Annotated in this window: 25 protein-coding genes; 4 read left to right on the forward strand and 21 right to left on the reverse strand. The window is 69.3% G+C overall.

What is annotated here, in order from left to right; translation table 11 throughout:
- Nucleotides 1-116: 116 nt before the first annotated feature.
- The 14 genes from AC3XQU_RS05515 to AC3XQU_RS05580 form a co-directional block, all read right to left on the reverse strand.
- Nucleotides 117-1,784 carry a 4Fe-4S binding protein gene (locus AC3XQU_RS05515; protein ID WP_489873134.1) on the reverse strand — a complete coding sequence of 556 codons (1,668 nt, stop codon included), beginning with the start codon at nt 1,782-1,784 and terminating at the stop codon, nt 117-119.
- Nucleotides 1,781-2,296, reverse strand: a complete 516-nt coding sequence (locus tag AC3XQU_RS05520) for a DUF3306 domain-containing protein (protein ID WP_489873135.1) — start codon at nt 2,294-2,296, stop codon at nt 1,781-1,783. Before AC3XQU_RS05520 ends, AC3XQU_RS05515 begins: the two co-directional genes overlap by 4 nt.
- A gap of 12 nt (nt 2,297-2,308) precedes the next feature.
- A complete protein-coding gene (locus tag AC3XQU_RS05525) occupies nt 2,309-2,743 on the reverse strand; it encodes a DUF3305 domain-containing protein (protein ID WP_489873136.1) in 435 nt (144 codons plus the stop codon).
- Nucleotides 2,744-2,745: 2 nt separating this feature from the next.
- The gene (locus AC3XQU_RS05530; protein WP_489873137.1) at nt 2,746-3,402 is read right to left on the reverse strand and encodes a hypothetical protein; all 657 of its coding nucleotides are present in this window, start codon (nt 3,400-3,402) and stop codon (nt 2,746-2,748) included.
- Nucleotides 3,402-3,854, reverse strand: coding sequence for a hypothetical protein (locus AC3XQU_RS05535; RefSeq protein ID WP_489873138.1), 453 nt, complete (start codon nt 3,852-3,854; stop codon nt 3,402-3,404). The genes AC3XQU_RS05530 and AC3XQU_RS05535 overlap by 1 nt, the downstream gene beginning before the upstream one ends.
- Nucleotides 3,855-3,864: 10 nt before the next feature.
- Nucleotides 3,865-4,980 (reverse strand): formate dehydrogenase subunit gamma, encoded by a 1,116-nt coding sequence (locus AC3XQU_RS05540; protein WP_489873139.1) that lies wholly within the window; start codon nt 4,978-4,980, stop codon nt 3,865-3,867.
- A gap of 9 nt (nt 4,981-4,989) precedes the next feature.
- A complete protein-coding gene (locus AC3XQU_RS05545; RefSeq protein WP_489873140.1) occupies nt 4,990-5,232 on the reverse strand; it encodes a hypothetical protein in 243 nt (80 codons plus the stop codon).
- Complete coding sequence (gene fdh3B / locus AC3XQU_RS05550) at nt 5,229-5,912, reverse strand: formate dehydrogenase FDH3 subunit beta (RefSeq protein WP_489873141.1); 684 nt, start codon at nt 5,910-5,912, stop codon at nt 5,229-5,231. Before fdh3B ends, AC3XQU_RS05545 begins: the two co-directional genes overlap by 4 nt.
- A gap of 38 nt (nt 5,913-5,950) precedes the next feature.
- Nucleotides 5,951-8,773, reverse strand: a complete 2,823-nt coding sequence (locus AC3XQU_RS05555; protein ID WP_489873142.1) for a formate dehydrogenase subunit alpha — start codon at nt 8,771-8,773, stop codon at nt 5,951-5,953.
- A 38-nt stretch (nt 8,774-8,811) separates the two neighbouring features.
- Nucleotides 8,812-9,069 (reverse strand): formate dehydrogenase, encoded by a 258-nt coding sequence (locus AC3XQU_RS05560; protein WP_489873143.1) that lies wholly within the window; start codon nt 9,067-9,069, stop codon nt 8,812-8,814.
- Nucleotides 9,070-9,088: 19 nt separating this feature from the next.
- Nucleotides 9,089-9,781 (reverse strand): TorD/DmsD family molecular chaperone, encoded by a 693-nt coding sequence (locus AC3XQU_RS05565; RefSeq protein WP_489873144.1) that lies wholly within the window; start codon nt 9,779-9,781, stop codon nt 9,089-9,091.
- A gap of 87 nt (nt 9,782-9,868) precedes the next feature.
- Nucleotides 9,869-10,042, reverse strand: coding sequence for a DUF2474 family protein (locus AC3XQU_RS05570; RefSeq protein WP_489873145.1), 174 nt, complete (start codon nt 10,040-10,042; stop codon nt 9,869-9,871).
- On the reverse strand, nt 10,042-11,061 hold the full coding sequence (cydB, locus tag AC3XQU_RS05575; protein WP_489873146.1) for a cytochrome d ubiquinol oxidase subunit II: 1,020 nt from the start codon (nt 11,059-11,061) through the stop codon (nt 10,042-10,044). Before cydB ends, AC3XQU_RS05570 begins: the two co-directional genes overlap by 1 nt.
- Before the next feature lies 1 nt (nt 11,062).
- On the reverse strand, nt 11,063-12,529 hold the full coding sequence (locus AC3XQU_RS05580; protein WP_489873147.1) for a cytochrome ubiquinol oxidase subunit I: 1,467 nt from the start codon (nt 12,527-12,529) through the stop codon (nt 11,063-11,065).
- Nucleotides 12,530-12,817: 288 nt separating this feature from the next.
- On the opposite strand from AC3XQU_RS05580, the gene AC3XQU_RS05585 reads away from it, so the two are divergent.
- Nucleotides 12,818-14,386, forward strand: coding sequence for a hypothetical protein (locus AC3XQU_RS05585; protein ID WP_489873148.1), 1,569 nt, complete (start codon nt 12,818-12,820; stop codon nt 14,384-14,386).
- 68 nt (nt 14,387-14,454) lie between these two features.
- Here the strand turns inward: AC3XQU_RS05585 and AC3XQU_RS05590 are convergent, their stop codons facing one another.
- From AC3XQU_RS05590 to AC3XQU_RS05610, 5 genes are all read right to left on the reverse strand, one after another.
- Entirely contained in the window at nt 14,455-15,294 is an 840-nt protein-coding gene (locus AC3XQU_RS05590) for a metallophosphoesterase (RefSeq protein WP_489873149.1), read from the reverse strand.
- Between the two features lie 42 nt (nt 15,295-15,336).
- The gene (locus AC3XQU_RS05595; protein ID WP_489873150.1) at nt 15,337-15,765 is read right to left on the reverse strand and encodes a VOC family protein; all 429 of its coding nucleotides are present in this window, start codon (nt 15,763-15,765) and stop codon (nt 15,337-15,339) included.
- Nucleotides 15,766-15,904: 139 nt separating this feature from the next.
- Nucleotides 15,905-16,450, reverse strand: a complete 546-nt coding sequence (locus AC3XQU_RS05600) for a hypothetical protein (RefSeq protein WP_489873151.1) — start codon at nt 16,448-16,450, stop codon at nt 15,905-15,907.
- Complete coding sequence (locus tag AC3XQU_RS05605) at nt 16,450-17,025, reverse strand: hypothetical protein (protein ID WP_489873152.1); 576 nt, start codon at nt 17,023-17,025, stop codon at nt 16,450-16,452. Before AC3XQU_RS05605 ends, AC3XQU_RS05600 begins: the two co-directional genes overlap by 1 nt.
- Nucleotides 17,026-17,087: 62 nt before the next feature.
- Nucleotides 17,088-18,920 (reverse strand): DUF885 domain-containing protein, encoded by a 1,833-nt coding sequence (locus tag AC3XQU_RS05610; RefSeq protein WP_489873153.1) that lies wholly within the window; start codon nt 18,918-18,920, stop codon nt 17,088-17,090.
- Nucleotides 18,921-19,138: 218 nt separating this feature from the next.
- Between AC3XQU_RS05610 and AC3XQU_RS05615 the strand changes: the two genes are divergently transcribed.
- The 3 genes from AC3XQU_RS05615 (at nt 19,139) to AC3XQU_RS05625 (ending at nt 20,974) form a co-directional block, all read left to right on the forward strand.
- Entirely contained in the window at nt 19,139-19,912 is a 774-nt protein-coding gene (locus tag AC3XQU_RS05615; RefSeq protein ID WP_489873154.1) for a ThuA domain-containing protein, read from the forward strand.
- 104 nt (nt 19,913-20,016) lie between these two features.
- On the forward strand, nt 20,017-20,472 hold the full coding sequence (locus AC3XQU_RS05620; protein WP_489873155.1) for a hypothetical protein: 456 nt from the start codon (nt 20,017-20,019) through the stop codon (nt 20,470-20,472).
- Nucleotides 20,473-20,575: 103 nt separating this feature from the next.
- A complete protein-coding gene (locus AC3XQU_RS05625) occupies nt 20,576-20,974 on the forward strand; it encodes a TraR/DksA family transcriptional regulator (protein WP_489873156.1) in 399 nt (132 codons plus the stop codon).
- A 9-nt stretch (nt 20,975-20,983) separates the two neighbouring features.
- Here AC3XQU_RS05625 and AC3XQU_RS05630 read toward each other — a convergent pair whose 3' ends face one another.
- Both AC3XQU_RS05630 and AC3XQU_RS05635 read right to left on the reverse strand, forming a co-directional pair.
- Nucleotides 20,984-23,323, reverse strand: coding sequence for a heavy metal translocating P-type ATPase (locus AC3XQU_RS05630; RefSeq protein ID WP_489873157.1), 2,340 nt, complete (start codon nt 23,321-23,323; stop codon nt 20,984-20,986).
- Nucleotides 23,320-24,276: a hypothetical protein gene (locus tag AC3XQU_RS05635; RefSeq protein ID WP_489873158.1), complete on the reverse strand. Its 957-nt coding sequence runs from the start codon at nt 24,274-24,276 to the stop codon at nt 23,320-23,322. The genes AC3XQU_RS05630 and AC3XQU_RS05635 overlap by 4 nt, the downstream gene beginning before the upstream one ends.
- Between the last annotated feature and the right edge of the window lie 126 nt (nt 24,277-24,402).

A 24,402-nucleotide genomic window follows, 5' to 3' on the forward strand; every position in this document is an offset into this window, starting at 1 on the left:
TCGGGGCCGGACGGCGGCCGGATGCGTGCCGGGAAGCGATGCGTGCGCCGTCCGACAGCCTGAGGATCTGCCCACCCTACGGGGTAAGGCGATGCAGGGTCCCCGGCCCGAGATGCTTAATCCCGACGCAAGGTCGTCACCCGCATCTCGTCCCTGGGCTCCATCATGTCGATCACACGGCAGTCGCCGCACATGCGCAGGCGGTCGAGGTGGCCGGCAAACGCGGGGTGCGAACCCAGGCGGCCCAGCATGTTCTCGACCATCTGCAGGGTGCCGAAGGGCTTGTCGCAACGGATGCAGTGGAAGGGCTGGGTCTCGTTGAGCACCACCGGCTGGTTGCGCGTGTCCATGAAGGACAAACGCGGCGCCAGCGTGATGGCGTTCTCGGGACAGGTGGTGGCGCACAGGCCGCACTGGACGCAGTTCTTCTCGATGAAGCGCAGCAGCGGCGCGCCCTGCCCGTCCTGCAGCGCGCCTGCCGGGCAGGCGCCGACGCAGGACATGCACAGGGTGCAGGCGCTGCGGTTGACTTCGATGGCGCCGAAGGGCGCACCAAGGGGCAGCGCCACCTGCTCGGGACGGTGCGGCGCGTGGCGGTGCAGGTGGTCGAGCGCGTAGTCGAGGGTGTTGCGCTTGTCGTTGGCCAGGTGGAAGACAGCCGGCTCGCTCGGCGCCAGGCCGCGCGGGGCGTGGCGCAGGGCTACCGCCAGTTCTTCCGGTGCATCGACCCGCAGCAATTGCAGGTGCGGGCCGTCGTAGCCGAGGCCATCGAGCACGGCCTGGGCGATTTCCATCTGCTGGTCAAGGGCGGCAAGGTATTGCGGCGCTTCGTGGCCCGTCACCAGGACCGAGATGCCGGAGGCGCCATAGGCGATCGCGGCGAACCAGACGTCGATGCCGGTCGAGGCGCTGTGCTGCAGCGCCAGCGGGATGACGCGGCCGGGAATCGCATTGCCGATTTGCGCCAGCAGCGCCGCGCCATGCTCCGGGTCGTGCAGCAGCAACGCCGGTTGCTGGCCGCCGGCCTCGCGGTAGGAGCGCAGGGCCGCCTGGATGCGCTTGCCCGTGAGCGCGGCCGGCGGGAAGGCGTAGCTGATGGCGCCCGTCGGGCAGACGGTCGAGCAGGCGCCGCAGCCGGCGCACAGGTAGGGATTGACCTTGATCCTGTCGCCGTCGCTCGCGATCGCGGAGGCCGAGCAGATGTCGATGCAGGCGGTGCAGCCCTTCTGGCCATTGCGGCCGTGGGCGCAGATGCGCTCCTTGTAGGCGAAATACTTGGGCTTCTCGAATTCGCCGACCATCCCGAGCATGGCCTCCACATCCTGCTCGCGGGCGCAATCGTCGTAGCCGGGCGCGTAATAGCCGTTGGGGCGCTGGTGGCTGGGGATCAGGCGGCTCGGGCTCAGGTCGAGCACGAGGTCGAAGCGGCCCTGCTCCACCGGCTTGCCGGGCGCCTGCCAGCGCGCCTCGAAAGCGCCGAGCCAGCCGGCCACGGCCACGGTGCGCGCGACGTGCACCGGGTAGGGCCGCACCGGCATGGTTTCCTGGTTGTCGAGCAGGAGCACCGTAACCGGCAGCATGCCGGCCAGGCGGTCGGCCCAGGGCAGCGCGTTCGCGCTCGACCCGACCACCAGCGAGCGCCCGCTGGAGGTGTAGCCGACGGTGACGGACGCCTCGAATACGGGGATGGCGTCGGCCGCCAGGATGGCGGCGCTGCGCGCCTGGGCGTCCACCCCGTCCTGCAGCGGGTCCAGGGGTGGCGTATCGGTGAAGCGGATGTTCATGCGGTCCCTTGTTCGGTGGTCGGCGGCGCGGCCGTTTCGGCGGCTGCCCCTTCTTCTGCATCCTTGCGCTGGTCGTCCAGCAGCCTGGCCACCAGGCCCTGGGCATGCTGGAGCGAGGCCAGCATGACCGGGGTCAGCGGCGAGGCCTTGTTATAGTCGTTCATGTAGACATCGAGCCCGTCGATGAGATTGAAATGCGGGTCGGCGAACAGGGTCTTCAGGGCCAGGCGCTGCACGGACTTGTCCACGTCCTTGCCGACGAAGGCGGAGAAATCGGCATCGGACGTGAGCCGCGCCGCGTCTTCGAGGGTGGGCAACGCCCTCGCCTGCGCCTGCGGCTCTCCCGCGGCGGACGGGTCGGATGCGGGGCGCACTGCCGGTGCGCCGTGCTGCATGGGCGATCCGGCGGCAGGCACGGCTTGCTGCGCCGGGGCGTGCGCCGTCCCCGGCTTGTCTTCAAGCCCGGCGGACTTCAGGCGTGCCCAGCGCCGGAAGAATCCTTCTTCAGACATCCAGGGCTCCCCTCATCCGTGCTGGCGCCCGCGGCGCGGCTTGGGCTGGTAGTGCTGGCGCAGGTATTCGGCCACCCAGGTGTACACCTCGGCGGGCATGGTCACGCCGTCGGCCGCTTCGCCCGAATCGAACATGCGCGTGCCCTCGACATAGCTGACCGAGGCGCGTGCGGGAATCGCCTTGCCTTCCTCCATGCGCCACAGGACGAAGACCTTTGACTCGGGCGCGACCATGTTCTCGTAATAGCCCTCGTTCTCATCGGTGTAGAGCTCGAGCTCCAGGCCCGACACCAGGTAGTAGTCGCGCTCCGGGCTTTCGCTGAGCACCTGCAGGCGCGGCAGGTTGCCGCGGTCGGGCACCACGCCCACCGCGGCCCAGGCTTCGTCGGCCCAGCGGTGCTGGACGGCGCGGCGCTGCATGATGACCGCGATCGGCATCGAACCCATTTTCATTTCTTGTTCGCCGTGGTGGGTGTGCTGTCGCGCTCGACGGCGGGCCCGGCCCCCCTCGGGACAGCGCGGGTCTGCTGCTTCTTGACGTCTTCGCTCGGCGTCACGTTGCCCAGCTTCTCGCTCTTGACCGGGACATTGGCGGCGTTCAGCGCCTGGCGGCTGAGCGGCGCGGCGCCCGTGGCCGGCGCGGCCGCGGCCGTGCCCGGCGCCGCGGTATTCGGCGCCGCGGCCGGCATGCCCGCGGCCGGCGGCGTCACGCCCGGCGGCACCATGCCGGCAGCGGCGGCGGCCCGGGCGGTGCCGGTGGGCATGGCGCCCGGCGGCGTGCCCGCGGGTACGCCCGCGGCAATGTTCGGCGGCACGCCCGGGGCGGCGCCCGGCGCAGCGGCTGGCGGGGCGGCGGCGATGGCGACCGGCGGGTTGATGCGCCAGCCCTTGCCCGCCGCCTGGGAACGCCAGCGCGTGCTGATCGTGTCCATCGAGGCCGCCAGGGCCTCCTTGTCCTTCGCGGCCTTGGCGTCGGCCTCGGCTTTCTTCGCGGCGGCGGCCTGCTGCTGCGCCGGGGTCAGGACCGGCTTGGGCAGCCCCGCCCAGGCCGCGCTTGCCGCCATCAGGCCCGCCAGCACGCAGGCGAGAAGGGTGTGCTTGCTCATCATTGGCCCCTCAGGTTGGTGGCCGCCGCCGGACCCTGCGGCGCATTGTTGGTGGCGGCCGGCGCCTCGACCGTTCCCGGCGCCGGGGCCGCAGGACGGCCGTTGTCGCCGGACGGCTTCTGGGTGCCGGCCTGGGCGCCCGACGGCGGCGTCACGCCGGTCGTCGGGCCCTGCCCGGTCTCGCGCACGGTGCCGGCCGTTTCTGCTCCCGAACTGGTGCCGCCCGAACCGCCCGCATGCCCCGGCGTGCCGCCGGCATAGGTGGCGTCGGTCACCGGCTTGGCGGTGGCCGCAATGATGGCCCCGGCCGTCTGGCCGCCGGCCGTGACCTGGCCGGGATATTTCGTCTGCTCGATGCCGCCCACGCTCGGGTGCCCGCCGCGGTCGCAGCCGCTCGCCGCCAGCGCCAGTGCTACCAGTGCGCCATGCATCAGGATGCTCGTTGGTTTCATGAAATCGTCCTCAGTGTGCCGGGCCGGGGCGCGGCGCGGGGCGCACGGGCGGCGGGCTGTCGGGATGGGCGCCGGGCGCGCTGCCGTTCTTGACCTGCTCGTACCAGAGCGCGTGGTGGGCGCGTGCCCATTCCTCGTCCACGGTGCCTTCGCGCATGGCCTGGTAGGCGCCGGGCGTGCCCCAGGTGCCGATATAGATGTGGCCCATGGCGGCGGCGATGTAGAGGGCCGCGCCGGCCACGTGCAGCACGTTGGCCACCTGCAGCACGTAGCGCGACTGGCCGAAGTTGACGAAGTCCAGCACCAGGCCGGTAATGGACATCAGGATGCCCAGCAAGGTCACGCCGAGCCAGAACCAGGCCTTTTCGCCGGCATTGAAGAAACCGGCCGGTACGTGCTTGTGCGACACCAGTCCCCCACCCTGCTTGACCCACTGCCAGTCATGGCGGTTGAAGAAATTGCGGCGCAAGAAGGTAATGAACATCAGGATCGAGCACAGGATGAACAGCGGCCCGACGAAGTTATGCAGGTATTTCGAGATGATCGCCACCCACGAGAACAGGTCGTGTCCCATCCACGGCAGCATGATCTTCTTGCCGTACATGATGATGATGCCGGTGATCGCCAGCGCAATGAAGGTATAGGCCGTGGCCCAGTGGACCTGGCGCTCCCAGGCCGTGAAACGCTGGATGCGGCGCCCGGAACCGGGTTCTTCGCGCGCCGGTCCGACTGCCTTGTAGAACACGAAGATCAGGAACGGCACGACCAGCAGGATGAAGCCGGCGATGGTCGCGAGCGGCCCGTTGCGCAGGTGGCGCCAGGTATTGCCGCCGCGCTGGACGATGACGTTCGCTTCCTTGGTGCCGTACTGGCCCAGGAAGTGGCGGTCCATGTGCACCCGGCCGGAAGCCGGATTGGTGAGGCCGGGCTCGGGCACGACAGAATCGCCTTCGATCTGGAGCATGGTCTGCTCCTCGGCATAGGCCGGCTTGGCGTCCTTGTTGGGCACGCCGGCAAAGGCCGGCGAGAGCAGGAAGGTCGCCGCCAGGGCCAGCAGCACGCAGGACACCTGCAGGGACAACAGCCTGGCCAGGAACGCATGGATTCGAAGCGGGTTGGCGTGCATCGTCGGCTCCTAGGGATTGGCCCGGTTGTACTCGTTCTGCTTCTGGTTGCGGTTGTTGATGGCCGCCGCCCAGGCCAGCCGGTCGTTGTGGAAGCGCACCTGGTAGTGCCGGTTGTCGACCTTGCCGGCGTACTGGCCGCGCAGCCACTCGGGATGCTGGTCGACTTCGAGGCAGCCGCTCAGCAGCAGGGGCAGCGCCAGCAGGCAGCAGGCCAGCCTGTACCTCGGCTTGTGGTTGGAAGGCGTGGTCATTGTGGGAACCCTCCCCCGCCGTTCTGGGCGTCGCCGGGAATCAGGTTGCGGCGCGGCAGGTCGCCCTTGGCCTGGACTTCGCCGCCGCGTTTCGGGCGGCCGTAGGCGATCTTCCAGCCCCACAGCTCGGGGCCGTAGCCGCGCGTCTCGACGCGCTGGCGGTAGATGTCGGCGATCAGGTTGGCTTCGCCGGCCAGCAGCGCCTTGGTGCCGCACATCTCGGCGCAGGCCGGCAGCTTGCCCTCGGCGATGCGGTTGCGGCCGTATTTCTTGAATTCGGCTTCCGAGGTGTCGGGCTCGGGCCCGCCGGCGCAGTAGGTGCACTTGTCCATCTTGCCGCGGTGGTTGAACAGCCCGGTCTCGGGGAACTGCGGCGCGCCGAAGGGGCAGGCATAGGAGCAGTAGCCGCAGCCGATGCACTGGTCCTTGCTGTGCAGGACGATGCCGTCCTCGGTGTGGTAGATGCAGTTGGTCGGGCACACCGCGATGCAGGGCGCGTCGGTGCAGTGCATGCAGGCGATCGACACCGAGCGCTCGCCCGGGATGCCGTCGTTGATGGTCACCACGCGGCGCCGGTTCACGCCCCAGGGCGTTTCGTTTTCGTTCTTGCATGCGGTTACGCAGCCATTGCAGTCGATGCAACGCTCGGTATCGCAAATGAATTTCATCCTCGCGGCCATGCCACCCTCCTCAACTCTTCTGGTCCGTCATGCGTCCGCTAGGCCCGGACGACCCGGCACAGCGATACCTTGGTTTCCTGCATCATCGTCACGGCGTCGTAGCCGTAGGTCCAGCCCGTGTTGCAGGCCTCGCCGCGCACGGTCGGGGCGCCGCCCTCGGGATAGTGGCGCTCGAGGTCTTCGCCCATCCACCAGCCGCCGAAGTGGAAAGGCATCCAGACCAGGCCGATCGGCACGCGCTCGGTGACCATCGCCATCATCTTCATGCGCGCCCCGGTGGGGGTCTCGACCCAGACGTAGTCGCCGATGCGCGCGTTCATCTGCGCGGCATCCTTCGGGTTGATCTCGACGAACATGTTCTGCTGCAGCTCGGCCAGCCAGGGGTTGGAACGGGTTTCCTCGCCGCCGCCCTCGTACTCGACCAGGCGGCCCGAGGTCATGACCATCGGATAGTCCTTGGAATAATCGACCGCCTGCACCGACTTGTAGAGCGTCGGCAGGCGCCAGAAATTGGCCTTGTCGTCGTAGGTCGGGTAGGCCGCGACCAGGTCGCGGCGCGGCGAAGCCAACGGCTCGCGGTGGACCGGCACCGGGTCGGGGAAATTCCAGACGTTGCAGCGCGCCCGCGCGTTGCCGAAGGGCGCGCAGCCGTGCGAAATGACCACCCGGATGATGCCGCCGGACGGATCGGTCTTCCAGTTCTTGCCTTCGGCCAGGGCCTGCTCCTGCGGGGTGAGCTCGGCCCACCAGCCCAGCTTTTTGAGGAACACGTGGTCGAATTCGGGATAGCCGGTGTCGAGCTGGCTGTCCTTGTTGGTCGAGCCGTCGGCCGCCAGCAGCGATACGCCGTTGTGCTCGACGCCCCAGTTGGCGCGGAACGGCAAGCCGCCCTCGGCGATCGACTTGCTGGTGTCGTAGAGAATCGGCGTGCCCGGGTGCTTCATTTCCGGCGTGCCCCAGCAGGGCCACGGCAGGCCGTAGTAGTCGCCCTTGCAGGGGCCGTCGTCGGCGCGCATGGTGGTGGGGTTGAACGTGTGCTTGTTCTCCATGTGCAGCTTGAGGCGCTCGGGCGAGCAGCCCGTGTAGCCGATGGTCCAGCACGAGCGGTTGATCTCGCGCAGGATGTCCTCGATCACCGGTTCGTTCTGCACCACCTTGATATTGCGGCACAGCTCGTTATGGAAGCCGAGCTTCTTGGCCAGCAAATACATGATCTCGTGGTCGGTCTTGCACTCGAACAGGGGTGCGATGACGCGCTCGCGCCACTGGATCGAGCGGTTCGAGGCCGTGCACGAGCCCTGGGTCTCGAACTGCGAGGCAGCCGGCAGCAGGTAGACGCCGTCGGTGCGGCCGTGCATCGCCGCCGTCATGCTCGGGTAAGGGTCGACCACCACCAGCATGTCGAGCTTCTGCATGGCCGCCTTCATGTCCGGCAGCCGAGTCTGGCTGTTCGGGGCATGGCCCCAGTAGAACACGGCGCGCAGGTTGCTCGGCTGGTCGACGAACTGGTTCTGCTCGTTGACCGCATCGAACCAGCGCGACACCGTGATGCCGGGCTTTTCCATCAATTCTTTGGAGCCGAAGCGCGACATGATCCAGTTGTAGTCGACGCCCCATGCCGCCGAGAAGTGCTTCCAGGCGCCTTCGGCGATGCCGTAATAGCCCGGCAGCGAGTCGCCGTTGGGGCCGACGTCGGTGGCGCCCTGCACATTGTCGTGGCCGCGGTAGATGTTGGCGCCGCCGCCGGGGATGCCGATATTGCCCAGCGCCAGCTGCAGGATGGCCAGCGCGCGCACGTTGGCGGTGCCGACGTGGTGCTGGGTGATGCCCATGCACCAGACCACGGACGAGGGCTTGTTCTTGGCCAGCATCTCGGCTGCCATGCGCACCGAGGATTCGGGCACGCCGGTGACATCCGACACCTTGTCGGGCGTCCACTTCATGACCTCCTTGCGCACGTCTTCCATGCCATAGGTGCGGGCGGCGATGTATTCCTTGTCTTCCCAGCCGTTGGTGAAGATATGCCACAGCATGCCCCAGACCAGCGGGATGTCCGTGCCTGGGCGCACGCGCACGTAATGGTGGGCGAAGCGCGCGGTGCGGGTGAAGCGCGGGTCGACCACGATCATCTTGGCGCCGAGCTCTTTCGCGTGCAGGAAGTGCAGCATCGAAATCGGGTGCGCCTCGGCCGGGTTAGAGCCGATGAACATCACGGCCTTGCTGTAGTGCAGGTCGTTGAAGGAATTCGTCATCGCCCCGTAGCCGAAGGTCTGGGCCACGCCCGCGACGGTGGTCGAGTGGCAGATGCGCGCCTGGTGGTCGCAGTTATTGGAACCCCAGAACGCGCTCCACTTGCGCAGCAAATAGGCCTGTTCGTTGTTGTGCTTGGAGCTGCCGATGACCATCAGGGCGTCGGGCCCGGCCTGCTGGCGCAGCTGCAGCAGCTTGTCGCCGATCTCGTTGACGGCCTGGTCCCAGGAGATGCGCACATATTTACCGCCCACCAGTTTCATCGGGTAGCGCAGGCGGTGCTCGCCGAAGCCGTGTTCGCGCACCGAGGCGCCCTTGGCGCAGTGGGCGCCCATGTTGATGGGCGAATCGAAGGCGGCTTCCTGGCGCACCCAGACGCCCTTGGCCACCACCGCATCGACCGAGCAGCCCACCGAGCAGTGGCTGCAGATGGTGCGCTTGATTTCGGTGGGGACTTTGGCGCCGGGCACCGGGTCGGCTGCCTCGGCCGGTTCGATGACGTTCAGCGGCAACTGGCGCGCCAGGGCGCCGGCGCCGGCCGCTACGCCGGCCCCGACCAGGAAGCGGCGCCGTTTCAGTCCGCTGTCGCGGGTGGTCTTCACAAGGGACATGCTGGCTCTCCGGTTGCTCGGGTGCGCTCGACGCCTGCTCACCAATAGGCGGCGGTCTGGTAGTAACGACGAATGTGTTCGGTCTCGTGGTAGCCGCGCTTGGCCTGCGGCTCGGGGGCAATCGGCGCCGCGGCGGGGACCTCGGCCGCGCCCGCGCTGCCGGCCACCACGGCCAGTGCGCCCAGCGGCGCGGCCCTGAGGAAGCTGCGGCGCGCGGGGTCCGGCGCCCCGGCTGCGGGCTTGCCTTCCGGCACCGAGGCGGGAATCGGTTCCTGTCCTGGCGATTGCTGTTTCATGGCGGTTGCCTCGTCCTGGTTAATGTGCGACGGCTTCCCCGACCGCGAAGGCTTGCGCTTCGATGTCGAGGAAGGCCCCGGCCAGGCGTGCGACCAGCCGGTAGTAATTGGCGCCTTCGGCGGACGCGATGTCGGCCACGCAGCGCGCATACCAGGGCGCGATGTGGGCCTCGAAGAACTGCTGCTGGCTTTCGACCGGCTGGCGCGCGATGCCGGGCGCGCCGGCGACCAGCACGCGCATCGTCTCGCACAGCGAGCCCAGGTGGTCTTCGAACTCGCCCACGCCGCGCACCCGCTGCACGCCGTAGCGCGCCAGGTCGGTGCGCAGTTCGGCCAGCGGGGTGTCGTTCATGAAGCCGGACAGGTAGCGCGAGCCGTAGGGGTTGACCGGGGGCGTGCCGATGCTGATGAAGAGGGTGTCGAATTCGTCGAGCACGGCGTCCGGATCCATGACGCTGGAGGCGCCCGTGAGCTGTTCCCAGGCCTGCTCGAGCGCCGGGTCGCCGCCTGCAGCGCAAATCGGGTCGGCGCCGGCCAGGGCGTCGAGCAAGGGACCGTCGGGCGCCCTCAGCAGCAGGCGCGCGAGCAGCGCGTACAGGTCGGCGCGCGCCTGGTCCTCGCCCGGCAGCGGGAGCGGGATGGAGGTGAACACGGCAGCGGACGCCCCAGGGGCAGCAGGACGGTCGATCGGCGGCGCGTCTGGATGGGACACGGTGCTGCTCTCCTGTTAGCAAAGGGTTACGAGAAGTGTAGTCCTCGCCGAAAGCGAGCCGCGCACGGTTGACCGATGGTCCCGCCGTCAGCGCATGCCCAGCCCATGCATGATCACGCGGATGACGTAGGCGACCGCCGCCAGCGCCGCTACCCCGCCGGTCCAGAGCGCCGCCATCCAGCCAAGACGCTGCAGCCATTCTCGCCGGCCGACCTTGCGCGGCCCGGCCTGGCGCGGCCCGGCCTGGCGTGGCGCACCCATCAGTGGTACCCCGCGTCGGCCTTGACCTTGCCGCGGAACACCCAGTACGACCAGACCGTGTACATCAGGATGATGGGCAGGATGAACAGCGTGCCCACCAGCGCGAAACCCTGGCTGGCCGGCGGCGAGGCCGCTTCCCAGATCGAGATCGCGGGCGGCACGATGTGCGGCCAGATGCTGATCGCCATGCCGCTGTAGCCGAGGAAGATCAGGGCCAGCGCCGCCACGAAGGGCAGCCGGTGCGGCAGCTGGGCGTCCTTCCCGGTGAGCGAGCGCAGCAGCAAGGCAATGAAGACCAGCACCAGCACCGGCACCGGCGCCAGGAACACCAGGTTGGGGAAGGTGAACCAGCGGTCGGCCACCGCCGGGTCGCGCAGCGGGGTCCAGATGCTGACCACGACGATGGCGCCCAGCAGCGCCAGCGCCAGCGGGCGTGCCACCTGCACCATGCGCGCATGCAGCTCGCCTTCGGTCTTCATGATCAGCCAGGTCGCCCCCAGCAGGGTGTAGGCGATCATGACGCCGAATCCGGCCAGCAGCGGGAAGGGAGCGATCCAGTCGAGCGGCCCGCCGGCATAGCTGCGGCCCGAGACCGCGATGCCGTCGAGAAAAGCGCCCAGCGACACGCCCTGGAAGAAGGAGGCCACTACCGAACCGCCGATGAAGGCCTTGTCCCACAGGTGGCGCTCGTGTTCCTTGGCCTTGAAGCGGAATTCGAAGGCCACGCCGCGAAACACCAGGCCGATCAGCATGAAGACCAGCGGCAGGTAAAGGCCCGAGAGGATGATCGAATAGGCCACCGGGAAGGCTGCCAGCAGCCCTTCCCCGCCCAGCACCAGCCAGGTCTCGTTGCCGTCCCAGACCGGGGCCACGGTATTCATCATGGTGTCGCGGTCGCGTTTTTTCGGCGTGAAGGGAAACAGCATCCCGATGCCCAGGTCGAAGCCGTCCAGCAGCACGTACATGAAGACGGCGAAATAGATGATCAGCGCCCAGATGATGGAAGTGTCGATGCCCATGCTAGCTTCCCTTCACGGCGGCATCGTCGTGCGGGCGCTGCGGCCCGTCCGGTCCTTCGTCGTCGTTGTTGCCGACGTCGGCCGCGGACATCGGGCGCATCGGCGTGCGCTCTTCGCCGGGGCCGCCCTCGGCCGGGCGCTGCAGCTCGAAGCGCTGCGGTCCCTTGCGGATCATGCGCAGCACATAGGCGGTGCCGGTGCCGAACACGAAGAAGTACGCCACGACGAACAGCGCCAGCGTGAGCGCCAGCGGCCCCGCGCCGTGCGGCGAGACCGCGTCGGCAGTGCGCAGCACCCCGTACACCACCCAGGGCTGGCGCCCGACCTCGGTGGTGGTCCAGCCGGCCAGGATGGCGACCAGGCCCGCCGGTCCCATCCACAGCGCGAAGCGCAGGAAGGGCCGCCTGCTCCATATGCGCCCGCGCCGCCGCAGCCACAGGCTCCAGGCCCCGAGCAGGATCATCAGGACGCCCAGCCCCACCATGAGGCGGAAACTCCAGAACACGATGAGCGAATTGGGCCGCTGCTCGCGCGGGAAATCCTTCAGGGCCGGGATCTGCCCGGACCAGCTGTGGGTGAGGATCAGGCTGCCCAGGTGCGGGATGCCGAGGGCGTACTTCGTGCGCTCCTGCTCCATGTCGGGCACGCCGAACAGCAGCAGCGGCACCGCCTCGCCCGGTTCGTTGCGCCAGTGCCCTTCCATCGCCGCCAGCTTGGCCGGCTGGTGCTGCAGGGTGTTCAGGCCGTGGAAGTCGCCCACCACCGCCTGGATCGGGGCCACGCCCAGTATCATCCACATGGCCATCGACAGCATCTTGCGCACCGCCGGGTTGTCCCGTCCCTTGAGCAATTGCCAGGCGCCGGAGGCGCCGACGATCAGCGCCGTGCACAGGTAGGCGGCCAGCACCATGTGCACCAGCCGGTAGGGGAAGGACGGGTTGAACACGATCGCCAGCCAGTCGACCGGCACCATGCGCCCGCCTTCGATGGCATAGCCCTGCGGGGTCTGCATCCAGCTGTTGGCGCCCAGGATCCAGGTGGCCGAGATCAGGGTGCCGAGCGCCACCGCGCAGGTGGCGGCGAAATGCAGGCCGGGGCCGACCCGGGTCCAGCCGAACAGCATCACGCCCAGGAAACCGGCTTCGAGGAAGAAGGCGGTCAGCACCTCGTAGGCCAATAGCGGCCCCATGATGCTGCCGGCGAATTCGGACAGGTAGCTCCAGTTGGTGCCGATCTGGTAGGCCATCACGATGCCCGACACCACCCCCATGCCGAAGGTGACGGCGAAGATCTTGAGCCAGTAATGATAGAGATCGACATAGACCTGCCGCCCGGTGCGCAGCCAGCACAGCTCGAGCACGGCCAGGTAGCTGGCCAGTCCGATCGTGATCGCCGGAAACAAGATGTGGAAGGACATCGTGAACGCAAACTGGATGCGTGCCAGGTCTAAAGCGGACAAACCGAACATGCAGACTCCTCGAATGGGTCATGCCGGTGCTACTTGCGGGTGTGTCCAGAATCTAGCATGCGCAGGCGGCGCGCACGGCAGGCCGATGTTTTTTTGATACGCCGTCACCCCGTTCGGCTCTCGCGCCGCTGCCAGGCGCCGAAACGGGCGATCACTGAGGCAGGTCAGGCCGCCGTCGAATGGCGCTTCCGGCGCTGCCGGCCTTGTCTATATTTGGGTGGGCTCCAAGCGAGCTCGACCCCACAACCATCCTACACCACCACGCTGCGCGCGTGCAAGGAGACAGGCATGTCGGAAGATGATCGTAACGAAACCCTGATGGCGCCGGCCGGACAGACCGCCAGGGCCGAGGTGGCCGCCAGCACGCTGGCGCCGGCGCTGAACGGCGCCGGCTTCACCTACCGCCACGACTGGGGCGCGCGGCGCGGCCAGTGGACGCTGCAGCTCGACTGGCCGGACGTCAATCCGCGCTCGCAGGTGTTCGTGGCGATCGGCGAAGGGGTCGCCGGCGGGCCGGACGCCGGCAAGTTCATCGGAGCGGCCCGCTACACCGTGCACAACGTGGCCCCGCGCACGGGGGGCGTGGACATCTGGGTCAATATCGAGTGGGAGGCCGACATCCCGCTGTATGCCGACTACCTGGTGGTCAATCCGGCCGACACTACCGGCCGCACGGTGCAGGTGACCGTGCAGCGCCACGGCAGCGTAGCCCTGAGCGAAGCCGACGCCGACCGTATCCTGGCCGACATGGGCCGCACGCTGCAGGCGTCGGACTCGGCCGCGGACGTGGCGACCCGGGTCCAGTTCGTGCGCAACGGCCCGGTGCAGGTGCTGCCGGCCCATATCGCCGGCACCATCCAGACCGAGACCCAGCTGATCGACCTGCTCAATGCCGGCACCGGCGTGAAGATCGTCCAGGCCATCCGCTGGTGCGGCGGCCCCGGAGGGTCGATCATCGGCTGCGCGCCGGTGGGCAGCCCGACAGTGAACCTCGCGGCGGTGCGCTTCACCCCCGGCATGGAAGGCATCCTCTGGGTGCACGAGTATGGCCACAACGCCGGCATCGGCCACCGCAGCGACGACCCGCGCGCGGTCATGTACCCGAGCATCGGCGCCGACCACAACGTGGTCAACGGCGCCGAATCCGCGCGCTACCTGGCCGGCCCTGTCACTGTCACCGGCGCCGTCATGCCGGCTTGCGCTTGCGATGGCGAGGGCATCCAGGCGCCGAAGGACGTGCGCGACTTCGTCTCGCGTCATTGGGTCGAGGGCGTGCCCTACGGCGTGGCCACGCAATACGGCCCGGCAGACGCGACACTGCTGCTGGAGTGGCTGGCGAACGAGCCCGACAAGCACGAGGAATTCCTGCCCGAGATCGTCACCACCCTGTGCTTCATCGGCGCCGAGGCCGCGCTCAAGCCCCTGGTCGATTTCGTGCACAGTCCCTGGGCCGGGCGGGCCGCCTTCAATGCCAAGAACGCCGTCCTGATCCACCTGGGCGACCTGGCCAACCGCTCCGGCAGCCAGGCCGCGCTGGACTTCCTGACCCTGGTCGCGACCGGCACCGAAACGGCCAAGGCCCTGGCCGCGCCCCAGGCCCGCAAGGCGGCGCTGGATGCCGCCGCCCTGAAAGTGCCCGCACCCACGGTCGAGGAACTGGCGGCCGAGCTGGCGGTGTCGGCGACCTTCGGCCTGGCGCTGGCCGGGCGCCAGGAGGCCGAGCAGGTGATCGACGCCCTCCGGGATGCGCCGGACGCCTTTGCTTTCGTCAAGCATGCGGCGGTGGAAGCGGCCAAGCTGTCGCGCACCGTGCGCGCCAAGGGCCAGAAGGAGTATTACCGCACCAAGTCGTCCTGAGCCTGCAGCACCCGGGCCGCCGGACCCATGCGCCGGCGGGCCCGGGGATCAGCCGTGCGCCGGCCGGCTCAAGCCTGGAGCTCGATGACCAATTCTGGCCGGAAGCCCTCCTGCTCGCCCTTGCTCAGGTAGCCCAGCGGATTGGCCACCACGCGGCAGGACCAGGGCCGGCCGCCCTCTTCGCCCGTCACGGTGTAGTCGTTGGCGCAGTGCAGGTGGCCGTGCATCCAGACGTCGGCCAGCGGGAACAGCGCGTCGAGCGCATTGCAAAAGCCCGCCGTGCCGGGTGTGAGGCCATAGCGCGGGTCGGCGCTTTGCAGGCTGGGCGCGAAATGCGTGACCGCCACCGTGGCGCCCTCGAACGGCACGCCAAGCGCGCCGCGCAGCCAGTCCTGGCAGTCGAGCGACATCGCGCGGATGCCTTCGGCCAGCACTTGCGCGCCGTCTTTCAGCGTGGTGTTCTTGGCCAGGTAGTAGTTCGCGGCGCGGAAGGCCTTTTCGCGCCGCTGCAGCTGCTTGGTCAGGTCCTGTTCCTGCAGCGCCAGCGCATCGAAGTCGCTCCACAGCGTGGTGCCGATGAAGCGCACCTGCCCGATGACGATGGTCTCGCGGTCCAGCCACTCGATGCCAAGCTGCTCGCAGGTGGCGCGCAGGCGGGCGTAGGCGTCGTCGAATTCGAGCCCGTCGAACTCGTGGTTGCCGGGAATGTAGAGCACCCGCGCGGCCGTGGCGCCCGGGCGCAGCGGCGAGAAGCGCTCCAGGCCGAACTCGCTGGTGGCCAGGCGCGAGCCGGCCTGGTAGGAACCGATGTCGCCGGCCAGGACGACGACGTCGGTGTCGGGCGCGATCGAGGGCGCAAAGGCCGGATAGCGTTCGAGGTGCAGGTCGGAGAAAAGCTGGATGCGCATGGTCGGCGCAGTATAGCCGCTTTCGCCCCTCCCCCGCCCGCTTCAGAAGCTGATGACTACCGAGGGCGCGCTGCGCCTGGCCTCGCCGTGGAAGACGGCTTCGATGTTGTTGCCGTCCGGGTCGAGCACGAAGGCGGCGTAATAGCCCGGATGGTAGGGCCGCTCGCCGGGGCCGCCATTGTCCTTCGCGCCGGCGCCCAGGGCCGCATGGTAGAAGGCGTCGACCATCTTGCGGTCGCGCGCCTGGAAGGCCAGGTGGTGGCGGCCGGTGGTCACGCCCAGCGCCGCCTCGCTGTCCACGCTGGAGACGAACAGTTCGTCGTACCAGAACCAGCTGTCGCCGCTGCCGCCCAGCGGCACTTCCAGCACCTCGAACACAGCCTGGTAGAAGGCCCGGGACGCGGGCAAGTCGCGCACCACCAGCTGGACGTGGTCGATCAGGCGTCCGCGATGCAATTCCATTGTTTCCATGCTGCTCTCCTGGAGAAGACGTTCATGAAAAACCTGCACATGCCTGCGCAAGTGTAGGAGCAAACGCGGGGCGCGGCAAACGGCGTGCGTGGCGGGAGGGCGCCAGGCGCGAGCCGGCGGCAGCGTGCACCAGCAAGGCCTAAGGAGTTTGCCGCCGGCGCAGCTTGTCTTCCACGAAGGAGAGCCAACGGTCTTCCGATAGCCGCTCGCTGCCGGGTTCGAGCTCGATACGTTCGAAGCTGCGTCGCGTATAGGGCTTGTCGAAGAAGACCAGGTAGGCCTGGCCGACATCGAAACGAGGAGTGATATAGCAGAAGTTCCCGTCGCCACCCATGCGTCCGCCCCCGTGCTCCCAGAAGCGGTCGTCGCTGTGGTCGCGCGAATGAACGGTGCCCTGCTCCACCGGCCAGCCACGGCCGACGATGGTGAACCGGTGGTGGTAGGGGCCGGCCAGCCGTTTCAGGACAACGAACTCGTATTTCACGCTGCCGAGCCCCATCTCGGTGGCCTGGACCACCTTGGCTACCGAGACGTCGCGCGCGACGGCAAGCTGGTCGTCAATGGACATGGTCTGGTGTCGGTCGGGCACGCGGCAGGCATGGGCCGTCCCGAGGCCCATCGCCAGCATCGCAAGCGAGAGGGCCAGGCGCCTGGCGAGCATCGGGGAAAGTGGCTGCCGCGACATCAGGGTCCCCATGTGGCGCCGCGTTCGGCACGGACGCGCCAGGCCTGCGGGATGTCCCGCCGATTCAGCTTTGCTTCCACATACATCAGCCACTGGTCGGTCGCCAAGGACTCGCCGCCGACGGTGGCGATGCGTTCAAAACTGCGCCGTGTCGTTTCCTGCTTGCGGAACACGAGGTAGCTCTCGCCCTGCTCGAAGCGGGGATGGATGCGGCAGTCGCCGCGATTCATCAGGCGCCCGCCGCCGTATTTCCAGAACGTGTCGTCGCTGTGGTCGGGAGACCGGGACGGCTGCTCCGACGCACGCGCCGGCATGCCGAGCAGCGTGAATGCCTGCTCGGCCGGCCCAAGCAGGCGTTTGCGCACGACGAAACCGTATTCGACGATGCCGTTTTCGAGCGGCGTAGTCTTGACGACCGTCGCCACCGAGATGTCGGTCGCTTGCGCGATGTGCGCGTCCACGCCGACCAGCTGTTCGGCTGGAGGGACGAAACAGGCGTGGCAGGCCTGCGCGAGCGACCACGTGCCGATCAGCACAAGGCCGCGGCGCCAGCCCGGCAACATCGAAGGTTTCATGCGTCCTCCCCTGTTTCCTGGCGTGCGCTTCGTTTCGGAGCGCACGCCCGGCTACCCGCGGCTCACGCCTTCTTCTGGCGCGCGATCCAGCTGTCCACCAGCTCGCCCAGCACGTCCAGCGGCACCGAGCCCGCGCCCAGCACCAGGTCGTGGAAGCCGGGCAGCGAGAACTTCGCACCCAGTTCTTTCCTGGCCTTTTCGCGCAGCTCGACGATGCGCAGCATGCCGATCATGTAGGCGTTGGCCTGGCCCGGCCAGGCGACATAGCGCTCGACTTCCTGGGCGCCGATGCCGTAGTCGATGGCCTGCTGGCGCGTCCAGCCCTTCGAGTGCAGGCCGGTGTCGACCACCAGCCGGCGCGCGCGGAACAGTTCCGAGCCCAGCGCGCCCAGCAAGCCAGGCACGTCGCCTTCGTACCAGCCCTGCTCCACCGCCAGGCGCTCGGTGTACAGCGCCCAACCCTCGGCGTGGGCGCTGCCGCCGCTGAAGATGCGCTGGCTGCGGAATTTCGGGATGCCGGTCAGCTCCTGCTGGATCGCCAGCTGGAAGTGGTGGCCGGGCACTGCCTCGTGGTAGGACAGGCTGCGCATGCGGACCATGTCGAAGGTCGGGCCGCGCAGCGGCACCCAGAAGATGCCTGGGCGGGTGCCGTCCGGCGCCGGCATCGAGTAGTGGGCGGCGGCCGACGGCTCGGTCAGCGGCGGCTCGCGGCGCACGTCGACCGGCGCGCGCGGCTTGAGGTTGAACAGCGGGGCGCTGCGGCGCTCGGCGTCCTTGACCATCCCGACATAGCTGGCCAGGATCGCGGGACGCGGGTCGCCCTCGCCCTTGGGCTGGAAGCGGGCGTCGAGCTGCTTCATGCGGGTTTCGATATTGCCTTCGGTGAGGCCGAGCGAGCGCAGGTGGCGGTCCATCTCGCCTTCGATGCGCGCCACTTCGCGCAGGCCGATCTCGTGGATCTCGTTCGGAGCGAGCTTGGTGCTGGTGAAGTTCTCGACCGCGCGCGCATAGGCCGCGGCGCCATTGGGCAGGCGCGAGATGCCGGCCACGTCGCCGGTGCGCGGGTGGATCGCGAGCATGAAGTCCTGCACGCGCTTGTAGGCCGGGCGGATGCGCGCCTCCACCACCTGGGCGGCGCGCGCCAGCGCGGCCTTGCGCGCTTCAGGCGTCAAGCCTTCCATTTTCTCGGTGCGCTGCGCCAGCGAGGTGACCAGCACGTTGTCCGCGGCGGCCGGCTTGAGGAAGGTGTCGACCTGGTACTGGGCGCGCTCGAGGATGAAGCGCGGCGGGATCAGGGAGCGGGACGCGGCGTCGCGCGCACGCGCCAGCGCTTCGTCCATGCGCGCGCCCACCTGCTCCAGGCGCGCCAGGTAGCTGTCGACGTCCTGCGCATTGCGCAGCGGGTGGGTGGTGGTCATGAAGTTGACCAGGCCGACCTGCACGCCGCTGAACTGCGAGAACACGAAGGCGTGGTCCTCGAAGGGTTCGTTGGCCACCACGTTCTGCAGCGACCAGCGCATCACGGCGCCTGATACACGCTGGTTTTCGTCGAGCGGGCCGGCCATCCATTTGTCCAGGCGCGCCAGGCCCGCCTTGGCCATCGCCACCGACTTCTGGCGCTGGGCGCGCGTCAAGGGCGTCAGCTCGCGGTCCAGCCTGGCCTGCTCGGCGCCGCTGAAGTATTGCGTGGCCGTCGCGCCCTGCGGGTTCAGGCGCACCCAGTCCTCGGCGAACTTGTCGGCCCAGGTATCGAAGGCCTTGTTCGGCTTGGCGGCGGCCGCGGTCGCGGCAGGGGCGGCCAGGGCCGCGCACGGCAGGCTGGCGGCGGCGATCGCGGCGGGGATGAACAGGGCGCCGATGAGGGCGCGCAGGCTGCGCTGGCTTGGGGATGGCATCTTTGTCTCTTCCTTGTCGTTGATCGTGGAGCCGGTTTCTCACCGTGCTTTTCCGCCGGGGAATCTAACATGGAAAAGAGCAGTTCAACAATGCGCACGTAGTATGTACAGACCTGCCTTGGCGCCGGTGCTAGACTCGTCTCGACCTTATTACGGATGAGCTCGCGTGCTCTGACTCGCTCTCCACCGTGAAATAATCTTTCAGGATTGATCCTCTGATGAAATTTCCTTTCGCCTCAGCCGTGACGTTCGCAGCCGCCCTGTTCGCCGTGCCGGCCGCGCAGGCCGAGCAGTTCAAGGTCCTGCTGTTCACCAAGACCGCCGGTTGGCACCACGACGCCGTCCATGCGGGCGTTGCGGCAGTGCAGGAACTGGGCAAGCTGCACGATTTCAGCGTGTTCTGGAGCGCCGATGCCGGCCGCGTGATGAACGACGCCGAGCTGGCGAACTACCAGGCCGTCGTCTTCCTCTTGACGACCGGCGACATCCTCGACGCGCCCCAGCAGGCCGCCTTCGAGCGCTACATCCGCAAGGGCGGCGGCTTCGTGGGCGTTCACAGCGCGGCCGACACCGAATACGGCTGGCCCTGGTACACGAAGATGGTCGGCCACATGTTCCGCGTGCACCCGGCGGTGCAGACCGCAGTGCTGCAGGTGCGCCAGCGCGACTTCCCCGGCATGGAGCGCTTCGCCCCGCGCAGCCTGTTCACCGACGAGTGGTACGAATTCGGCCCGGCCACCTCGCCCTCCCTCACCTACCTGCTGACGGTCGACGAAACCACCTACCAGCCCGAGACCGTGTGGCCCGACCGCCAGGGCAAGGGCATGGGGCGCTTCCACCCGGTCAGCTGGTACCAGCCCTACGAGGGCGGCCGCGCCTTCTATACCGCGCTCGGGCACTTGCCCGCCACCTACCGCGACCCGGTCTTCCTGCACCACCTGTACGGCGGAATCTACTGGGCGGCAACGGGGCGCGGCTTCAAGGCGGACTGAGCCCGCCTCCTTGCGCCTGCACTGGCGCCTGGCTGGCGCGCATCAAGGGCCGGGCCGCGGCCCCGGTCTACGATCTTTCCATATCGCAACAGCCGGAGAGTTCCATGGACACGACCGCCAGCACCACCCGCCACGCCGCCGGCGACAACCTCCTCGCCTTGTGGAACCCGGTGGCGGCGGCGCTCTGGAGCCTGCTGCTCACGCCCGCCTTCGGCGCCTGGCTGCATGCGCGCAACTGGGAACGGCTGGGCCATCCGGAAAAAGCCAGGGAAGCCCAGGCCTGGGTCGCCGCCATCTGCATCGTCAACCTGATCAACCTGGTCGTGGTGGCCGTGGCCACCGCCAACGGCTCGGATGTCGGCATTCCGTCCTTCGTGAGCCTGGCGCTGCTGGGCGTGTGGTACTGCATGTCGGCCCACGCGCAGGTGAAATACGTGGCGCTGCACCACGGCCTTGCGTATGCGCGCCGCACCTGGGGCCTGCCGCTGATGACCGGCCTGGGCGCGGTGGCGGCCTTCGTGCTGCTGAACGTCCTGGTGCTGGCCGCCATCTCGTCCTGAACCCAGGGCCGCGGCGGCGCCAGGCGCGTGCGCGCGCACCCGGCGTTATCGGCTAGACTCGGTTCGACACCTCCAACCACCAACGTCGAACGGGAACATGCTTATGCCGCCTCTATCGCCATCGGTATCCGAACAACTGAGCCAGCGCCTGCACCAGGCGCGTGAAGACCTGCTGGAGACGCTGCGCGCGCGCACGGATTCGGCCGACGACGAAGCGCCGGCCATCGGCCCGCTGGCCCACCAGGGCCAGTCGGACGACGCGCCGCAATCCGAAATGCTCAGCCATAACGAGCAGCACCTGGCCGACCACGAATCGGCGCTGCTGCACGAGATCGACGTCGCCATCGGCAAGCTGGAGTCGGGCGGGGCCGGCATCTGCGAATCCTGCGGCTGCGACATCCCGGAAGCGCGACTGCTGGCCACCCCCACGGTGCGCCTGTGCATCGGCTGCCAGGAGCAGCTCGAGAAAGACCAGCACGGCGGCCGCGGCCCGTCGATGTAGGCGCGCCGCTCAGCCTTTGCGCAGGCGCAGTGCGTTGAGCACGACCAGCGCCGAACTGGCGGCCATGCCGATGCCGGCCACCCAGGGGCTGAGGATGCCGGCGGCGGCGGCCGGAATCGCCACCAGGTTGTAGATCGCGCCCCAGGCCAGGTTCTGGCGAATGACGGCCAGCGTGCGGCGCGCGGTGTCGGCGGCGTCGGCCAGCGGGCCCAGGCCGTCGCCCAGCAGGATGCCGTCGGCATGCAGCTGCGCCAGCTCGGCCCCATGCCCCATCGCGAACGAGACATCCGCGCCGCGCAGCACCGCGGCGTCGTTGACGCCATCGCCCACCATCGCCACGGTCGCGCCCTCGCGCTGCAGCTTCTGCACGAAGGCCAGTTTCTCGCCCGGCAGCCGGCCCCCGAAGGCGCTGGCGATGCCGAGCCGGCTGGCCACGGCCTGGGTGGCGCGGCCGTCGTCGCCGCTGAGCAGCACGATGGTCTTGCCGTTCTTGCGGAAGCGCTGCACCACCGCGCCGGCATCCTCGCGCAGCACGTCCTGCAGGTCGAAGCGGGCCAGCCAGGCGCCGCCGGTGCCGAGCCAGACCGAGCTCGTGCCAGGCGGCGCGGCCGAACGCGCGACCCCGCCGGCCAGGCCCGCCACGAAGGCGGCGCTGCCGACCCGGTACACCACGCCCTCGATGCTGCCCTCGATGCCCTGCCCGACCTCGAAGGCGCGCTGGCGCGCGGCCATGACCGACGGGCCGCTGGCCGCGCGCAGCGCCACGCCGATCGGGTGCGCGTTGTCCGCTTCGAGCGCGGCGGCGATGCGCAGGCAGTGGGCCGCGCCGAGCGGACCGACCGGGAGCACCTGGTGCAGCACCGGGCGGCCCAGGGTCAGCGTGCCGGTCTTGTCGAACACGATGTGGGTGGCGCGCTCGAAGGTTTCGAGCGTGTGCGGCGCCACCGCCAGCACGCCGCCGCGCAGCAGGCGGCCGTTGGCTGCCGCCAGCGCCGCCGGCGTGGCCAGCGACAGCGCGCACGGGCAGGACACCACCAGCACCGCGATCGCGGCTTGCCAGGCGCGCGCCGGGTCGACCGCCTGCCAGATGCAAAATACCGCCAGGTCGACCAGCAGCAGCGCCGGCACGAACCAGACGCCAATGCGCTCGAACCACTGCGCCGCCACCGGCTTGCCCTGGCCCGCGCTTTCGGCCAGTCCCACCAGCATCGCCAGGGTGCTGTCGCCGGCGCCGGTTGTGAGCCGCACCACGATGGCCTGGGCCACGTTGACCGCGCCGCCGGGCAGCTTGTCGCCCACGCTTTTCCTCTGGGTGCGGCTCTCGCCGGTGAGCAGGGCCAGGTCGATCTCGGTCACGCCCTCGACCACGACGCCGTCGGCCGGCACCGCCTGGCCGGGCTGGACCAGCACCAGGTCGCCCGCCCTCAGGGTTGACGCCGCCACGGTGTCGGTATCGCGCGCGGCCGGGTCGCCGCGCAGGCGCAGGGCGGCGGCCGGCAAGCCGTCGCGGAAGGCGTCCAGCGCGTCGGTGGCGCGGCGCCGCGCATCCTGTTCCAGCCAGCGGCTGCCCAGCAGCAGGAAGACGAAGGCCACCAGCGCCGCGAAATGCACGTCGCCGCGGCCGGCGAACAGGCTGGCGCAGCTGCAGGCGAAGACGGCGGCGATCCCCAGCGCCACCGGCACGTCCGCGCCCGGCAGGCCGCGCCGCAGGTCGCGCCAGGCGCCCCGGTAGAAAGGCAGCGCCGAATAGCACACCACCGGCAGCGCCAGCACCAGCGAGATCCAGTTCACCAGCGCGCCCGCACCGGCATCGGCCACGGCTGAGCCCCCGCCGGCCAGCCAGGCCGGCAGCGCGTACATCAAGAGCTGCACCAGCGCCAGGCCGGCCACGAACAGGCGCCGCCCGAGCTGGCGCCGGGCGCGTTCCAACCGCGCCCCGTGGCGCCGCTCGTCGAAAGGCCAGGCGCGGTAGCCGAGTCCGCGCAGCGCGCGCAGCACGGTGCGGATGCCGCACAGCTCCGGGTCCCAGCGCACCCAGGCGCGGTCGGCGCCGACATCGACCGCGACCCGGAGCACGCCCGGCACGCGCCGCAGGCGCCGCTCGATCAGCCAGGCGCAGGCCGCGCCGCGCATGCCGTCGATGGTGAAGCTGGCCTGCCCGGCCGGCGGGCGCCGGCTGCAGCCTTCGGCGCTGTCCGCAGGCGGCTCCGGCTCGGGCCGGGGGGGCGCAGCGCTGAGGTTAGCGGCCGGCGGCGGCGCCAGCGGTCGCAGCGCCTTGTCCACACGCTGCGGTGCGGGGCCGGGAACAGGCATGGCAAGGCCGGCGGCCAGTCCGTGGGCGGTCTTCATGCCGCCACCTTGTCCTGCAGGCTGCGCGCCAGCGGCAGCTCGTTGCGGTCGAGCAGGGCGTAGTAGTCGCCGGGCGCGGACACGTTGCAGCTGCGCAGCGCACCCGTTATGCCGGTGGCCCCCACGCCGCAGCCGACCACCTGGACCGCCCCATGTAGCGGGATGCCGAAGACCGACGGCGCGGCCGCCGCGGCGTCAGGCGCCGGCGCGAGTGCCTCGTCCGGCAAGGCGTAGCAATCGCCGCCGATGTCCACATAGCCGGCCGCGCGCAGCTGGGCGACGCACTGCATGCGCATGCGCTGCGCGAACTCGCCGCGCACGGCACCGCCATGCGGCCGCAGCTTCACGCGGTCGGGGCCGGCGCCGATGATCGTGACCAGCATGCGGCGCAGCAGGTCGGCGCCCTGCCCCGGTAGAGCGTAGCCGAACACCACGCGCAGCGAACGAAAGCCTGCGGCGCGCGCGGCGGCGGCCACGCAGCGCACCCGGGCCGGTTCGGCGCCGTCGTCGCCCACGTCCAGGCTGATGCAATTGAAGCCCAGGCGGCGCAGCCGGGCGATGCGCTCGGGGCTGGCGCCGCGCGGGTCGGCCCTCACCTCGAATTCTCCTGTTGCATCGGGGGCAAAACGGAAATGGCGGTGCAGGTGGGCCATCAGGCCATCGAGCTGCGCCGCGTCCAGGCAGGCGGGCGACTGGCCGTCGAAGCGCAGGTGCGCGACCTCGCCCATGCCGTCCAGGAGCGCGGCGCGCATGGACGCCTCGCGCTTGAGGTAGGCGAGATAGGTGGCCAGGCCGCCGAAGACCGGGACCGGCATGTCGTCGAACGAAGGGATATGCAGGTGCAGCGCCAGCGCGCGCGTGCCGCGCAGGGCCAGGCCGGCGGCCGGCATGGCACACCCGGTCGAAGGCGAAAGGGGCATGCGGGCGGGGCCCGCGTAGGTGTCTGCATGCATGAGGTGTGGGCTCCAGCCTTCGCCGGTTTGCGCAAATGCAAACCCGGCGCGGTCATCACGCAGTGTATTGAGGCGCGTCGCTGGAACTGTTGACTTGCATCAAATGCCCGCCGGAAATTTTATTTT

The sequence above is a fragment of the Telluria sp. AZSoR62 genome (assembly GCF_058111565.1).